This window comes from Myxococcus vastator, from assembly GCF_010894475.1.
Taxonomy (GTDB): domain Bacteria; phylum Myxococcota; class Myxococcia; order Myxococcales; family Myxococcaceae; genus Myxococcus; species Myxococcus vastator.
Genome location: NZ_JAAIYB010000957.1, coordinates 1 through 528 on the forward strand (window position 1 = coordinate 1; position 528 = coordinate 528).

Annotated in this window: 1 protein-coding gene; it reads left to right on the top strand. The window is 72.7% G+C overall.

All coding sequences use genetic code 11. The features are described 5' to 3' along the window. A partial coding sequence (locus G4D87_RS38535; protein WP_240358960.1) for an FHA domain-containing protein occupies positions 1-528 on the top strand: 528 nt, incomplete at both ends.

Consider the following 528-nt stretch of genomic DNA (forward strand, 5'->3'; position numbering starts at 1 on the left):
CCCTCCAGGCGGACGACCCGCGCCCCCAGCGGGTTCCCCAGTTTCCCGCCGGCTCCCGCCGCAGCCGGCGCCAGGGCCCGGGAGAGCGCGCCAACAGCGACCGCGAGCTCGCCTCCCGCTTCGACACCTCGAATGAGTACTCGGACCCCGGGTACGCGCCTGCCTTCCTGTACGTCGAGCGAGGCCCCGGCGCCGGGCAACTGGTGCCCATCAAACAGGGGGCGCTGGTCATCGGGCGGTCCTCCTCGTCCGACCTCCGCCTGCAGCACCCGTCCATCAGCCGCCGGCATGCGCACCTGACCCGCCGCGGCGACCGCTTCTTCCTGAAGGACCTCAGCAGCCAGAACGGCACCTTCCTCAACCGCCATCGCCTCGCCTCGGAGGTCGAGCTGATGCCGGGGGACGAGGTTTCCCTCGGAAATGCCCTGCTGCGCCTGCGCGGCCCCGGTGGAACACCCGCCCACGGCGTGCCCGCCGTCTCCCACGACGACAAGCCGTCCTCGCGCAGGGCCTTGAGCACGGTGGGGG